This is a genomic window from Blastomonas sp. (assembly GCF_041747255.1).
Classification (GTDB): Bacteria; Pseudomonadota; Alphaproteobacteria; order Sphingomonadales; family Sphingomonadaceae; genus Blastomonas.
In genome coordinates this window covers 1-3,958 of sequence record NZ_JBGTFM010000140.1, presented here as the reverse complement: position 1 = coordinate 3,958, position 3,958 = coordinate 1, and the positions used below count along the sequence as shown (strand labels likewise).

The window sequence follows — 3,958 nt, the reverse complement described above, 5'->3', positions numbered from 1 at the left end:
CAGCGTCGCGCGCGATCAGCCCGGTGAGGCGCGGATCGGGTAAAGTCTCGATCTCGCGCGCGAACGGCACGAAGCCCTGCTTGCGATAGAAGCCGAGTGCGCGCGGATCATCGAGCGTGCAGGTGTGCAGCCACACGCGCGTCACCCCGGCGCGCCACGCCAGCGCCAGCGCCTGCGCCATCATCCACTGCCCCACGCCCTTGCCGGTGAGCGCCGGGATTAGGCCGAAGAATGCGATCTCACAGGTGCCGGGCGCACGAAAATCGAGTTCCAGCAGGCCGACCTCGATTCCCTGCCGGTCGATAAGTGCGCGAACCTCCACCGCAGGATCGTGGATTATCGCGGTGAGCGCGTCCGCATCGATCATTAACCGCGACACCCACAGCCAAGGCTCCCCCACCCGGCGGTAGAGCGTCAAATATTTGTCGGCTGCAGGCGCATGCCAGCGCTTGAGCTGCAGCGGGAGGCCAAGCGGCGGCAAGGGCCGGGCAACAGGCCGCGCGCGCATCTCAAGCAAGGTGACAACAGCCGCAAGCTGGCCAGGGGCGACGGAAGTGAAGATTGAGGACATGCGTCACGTCTAGCCGCAAACCCCGGCGCTTGCCACGCCTGTGTGTTTCACATATACTTACCACCGATGGAGATCACGTTCGATCCTGCCAAGGACGAGATTAACCGCTTCAAACACGGCGTCCCGCTGGCATTTGGCAAGCGGGTGTTTGATGACCCCGATGTGGCGATCATCCCAACCGTCAGGATCGGTGATGAAGAGAAGCGGTCAAAGGCGATTGGCAGGGTCGATGGCAAGTTGTGGACCGTGATCCACGTGTGGCGCGCTGACACTTGCCGCTTCATATCCGTAAGAAGGAGCAATTCGCGTGAGCAAAGAGACTATGATTGCGATTCCGGCTGATCCGAACGACCCGGAAGATCGCGATATCACCGTCGCCGGTTTGGAGCGCGGACTGATGGGGCGCCGCATCCGCCGTCTGCGCAACCGGCTGGGGATGAGCCAGGACGAATTCGCCCGCGCTTATGGCATCCCGCTCGCCAACATCCGCCAGTATGAAATCGGCCGCCACATGCCCCCGCCCGCCGTCCGCGCCTATCTCAAGGTGATCGCAGCGGAACCGGAAATGGCCGCGAAGGCGATTGCGGATGCGGCGTAGCGGTCACGCTTACTGGCGCACAAATAATTGAGTTACTTCGTCCGCTCGGCCATCTCTCCTCAATCGTGATGCGCCAGATCGGGCCTGCCCAGATCGCCTTGCCCCACGGTGTTGCTCGCCATCTCAAGCATGCGGTCGAGCGACTGCTTGGCCTTGATCCGCAGGTCTTCGTCGAGTTCGATGCGCGGTTCGAGGTCGCGGAGCGCGACATACAGCTTTTCCATCGTGTTGAGCGCCATATAGGGGCAGATGTTGCAGTTGCAGTTGCCGTCTGCCCCAGGCGCGCCGATGAAGGTCTTTTCGGGCACCGCCTTTTCCATCTGGTGGATGATGTGCGGTTCGGTGGCGACGATCACGGTGGTGCTGGTCGTTTCCTTCGCGAATTTCAGGATTGCGCTGGTTGAGCCCACCATATCGGCATGGTCGAGGATGTGCGGCGGACATTCGGGGTGCGCGGCGACCGGTGCATCGGGGTGCTGCGCCTTCAATTTGAGCAGCTCGGTTTCGCTGAACGCCTCATGGACGATGCACACGCCCGGCCACAGCAGCATCTCGCGCCCCAGCTTGCGGACGAGATAACCGCCCAGGTGCTTGTCCGGCCCGAAAATGATCTTCTGGTCCATCGGAATTTGCGAAAGAATTTTCTCCGCCGACGATGATGTGACAATGATGTCCGACAATGCCTTCACCGCCGCCGAGCAGTTGATATAGGTCAGCGCGATGTGATCGGGGTGCTCGGCGCGGAAGGCGGCGAACTTGTCCGGCGGGCAGCTGTCTTCAAGCGAACAACCCGCGTCCATATCGGGCAGGACGACAATCTTGTCGGGGCTCAATATCTTGGCGGTTTCGGCCATGAACTTAACCCCGCAAAACGCGATGACATCCGCGTCCGTCTCCGCCGCGATCCGCGACAGCTCGAGCGAATCGCCGACGAAATCGGCGATGTCCTGAATCTCGGGCTTCTGGTAATAATGCGCGAGGATGACGGCATTGCGCTCTTTACGCAGCCGGTCGATCTCGGCGCGCAGGTCAAGCCCGGACAGGTTTTCGCGGGGTTGTGCGGTCATTGTGGATTGGCTCCCTGATTGGCGATTTTGACGGTCACTACAGCATCTTGCATCCCTGCGCCGCTCAAATACGCTTTCGCATTGTGCGTGATGGCATCGCGCGCGCTTGCCCGGGCGATGGCAACAAGCGACTCATTGCGGGCAAGCGCCTTCGCCTGTTTGAGCGCGGAGGCGGAGTTGGCCTTGAACAATCGCTCAACGCTCTGCCCGGTCACCCACAGGCCATCGCGGTAATAGCGCGCCTGCTGCTCCTGCAGGTTTGGCGGCTGGATCATGATCGGCGGCAGGGTGATGGTCATCGTGCGCTTGGTCTCGTTCCAGACGATGGCATCGGCATCGAGCCGCGCCATATTGACCGAATAGCTGACCGTCGCCGGGATGATCGCGGTTTGCTCGCTGTCGAACATGCCGATAAAACCGGGGTCCTTGTTGGTCACCACGGGCACGACCTGCGCGATCAGTACGACCAGCTGGTTGGTGCGCTCGAAGCCAGCGAGCATCGCTTCTGCCGAGATTTCGGTCTTGTCCTCGATCAACCCCGATGCGAGCCAAGTGCCGCCCGCGCCCACGGCGACAGCAGCAAACAGCATCAGGCCGATGGTGGAGCCTCTAAGCGCCATGAGTCAGCCTCCACATCTCACCATCGCGCGCCACCGCGCCGCGGGTTTCGAGGTCTATAAGGTGCGCCAGCACCGACCGCCCCGCCGTGCCGTACAACCGGGTATCGATGCCCTTGTACATCTGCGGCACCATCGCGGCGATCGCTTGCGGCCCATCGTCAAGCTGGCGCAGCACCTGCCGTTCGCGTTGCTTGCGGTGCCCCATCATGCCGCGCACCAGCTGCGCCGGGTTGTCGACTGGGGCACCGTGCGCAGGATAATAGACACGGTCGGTGCGGTCCTGCAGCAGCGCAAGGCTCGCCATATAGGCGGCCATGTCGCCATCGGGCGGCGAGATGACACTGGTCGACCAGCCCATGACATGATCGCCGGTGAACAACGCACCGCTCTCCAGCAGCGCAAAACACAAATGGTTGCTGGTGTGGCCGGGCGTGGCAACCGCCTCAAGCGTCCAGCCATCGCCGGTGACCCGCTCACCATCGGTCAGCACCCGGTCGGGCGTATAGCTGGTATCAAACGCTTCATCTGAACGCGGACCATCATCGGCGAGCATCAGCGGCGCGCAGCCGATCACCGGCGCGCCAGTGTGGGCTTTAAGCGGCGCAGCGGCGGGGCTGTGGTCGCGGTGGGTGTGGGTGCACATGATCGCAGCGATGCGCGCATCGCCGACGGTGGCCATGATCGCGGCGATATGATTATCGTCCGCCGGACCCGGATCGATCACCGCGACATCAGCGCCTGCGCCAACCACATAGGTTTGCGTGCCGGTGTAGGTGAACGGCGACGGGTTGCCCGCGAGCACACGCCGGACCAATGGCTCAACGGTTTCGGCAAGCCCGGTGGGCAGATCAACAGGCAGTTCCATCGCGCCTAAGTGGCATTGATCAAGGTCAAGCGAAAGAGGCAGCGGGAAAATTCACCAAAAACCGCTCTGCCAGCCGCCCTCGCCTTTCTGCCGGAAGATGGAATGGGCGCGCGCGTCAGTTAGGTTCGACAAGCGACTGACGCATTTCGCGGCGCGCCGCTTCCAGTTCGCGCCGGGCCTCGGCCAGGTCCTCGCGCATTTCGCGCAGGCCCTCGTCCAGCTCGCGCAGCGCTTCGG

The 3,958-nt window shown here is 62.7% G+C and carries 6 protein-coding genes; 2 read left to right on the top strand and 4 right to left on the bottom strand.

Features of this window, described 5'->3' with window-relative positions:
- Positions 1–571, bottom strand: a 571-nt coding sequence (locus ACEW8G_RS04960; RefSeq protein WP_373487338.1) for a GNAT family N-acetyltransferase, incomplete at its 3' end; no start/stop codon positions are given.
- A gap of 66 nt (positions 572–637) precedes the next feature.
- Between ACEW8G_RS04960 and ACEW8G_RS04955 the strand changes: the two genes are divergently transcribed.
- Positions 638–913, top strand: coding sequence for a BrnT family toxin (locus ACEW8G_RS04955; RefSeq protein WP_373487337.1), 276 nt, complete (start codon positions 638–640; stop codon positions 911–913).
- The gene (locus tag ACEW8G_RS04950) at positions 879–1,169 is read left to right on the top strand and encodes a helix-turn-helix domain-containing protein (RefSeq protein WP_373487336.1); all 291 of its coding nucleotides are present in this window, start codon (positions 879–881) and stop codon (positions 1,167–1,169) included. Before ACEW8G_RS04955 ends, ACEW8G_RS04950 begins: the two co-directional genes overlap by 35 nt.
- A gap of 59 nt (positions 1,170–1,228) precedes the next feature.
- Here ACEW8G_RS04950 and nadA read toward each other — a convergent pair whose 3' ends face one another.
- The 3 genes from nadA to ACEW8G_RS04935 are packed head-to-tail and all read right to left on the bottom strand — an operon-like array spanning position 1,229 to position 3,721.
- Positions 1,229–2,236 (bottom strand): quinolinate synthase NadA, encoded by a 1,008-nt coding sequence (nadA, locus tag ACEW8G_RS04945; RefSeq protein WP_373487335.1) that lies wholly within the window; start codon positions 2,234–2,236, stop codon positions 1,229–1,231.
- Positions 2,233–2,856, bottom strand: coding sequence for a DUF4230 domain-containing protein (locus ACEW8G_RS04940; protein WP_373487334.1), 624 nt, complete (start codon positions 2,854–2,856; stop codon positions 2,233–2,235). Before ACEW8G_RS04940 ends, nadA begins: the two co-directional genes overlap by 4 nt.
- Positions 2,846–3,721 (bottom strand): MBL fold metallo-hydrolase, encoded by an 876-nt coding sequence (locus tag ACEW8G_RS04935; protein WP_373487333.1) that lies wholly within the window; start codon positions 3,719–3,721, stop codon positions 2,846–2,848. The genes ACEW8G_RS04940 and ACEW8G_RS04935 overlap by 11 nt, the downstream gene beginning before the upstream one ends.
- Positions 3,722–3,958 lie beyond the last annotated feature (237 nt).

Bases quoted from the DNA above. Each gene is read 5' to 3' on its own strand.
- ACEW8G_RS04955 (WP_373487337.1), top strand. From the start codon at position 638: ATGGAGATCACGTTCGATCCTGCCAAGGACGAGATTAACCGCTTCAAA.
- nadA (WP_373487335.1), bottom strand. From the start codon at position 2,236: ATGACCGCACAACCCCGCGAAAACCTGTCCGGGCTTGACCTGCGCGCC.
- ACEW8G_RS04940 (WP_373487334.1), bottom strand. From the start codon at position 2,856: ATGGCGCTTAGAGGCTCCACCATCGGCCTGATGCTGTTTGCTGCTGTC.
- ACEW8G_RS04935 (WP_373487333.1), bottom strand. From the start codon at position 3,721: ATGGAACTGCCTGTTGATCTGCCCACCGGGCTTGCCGAAACCGTTGAG.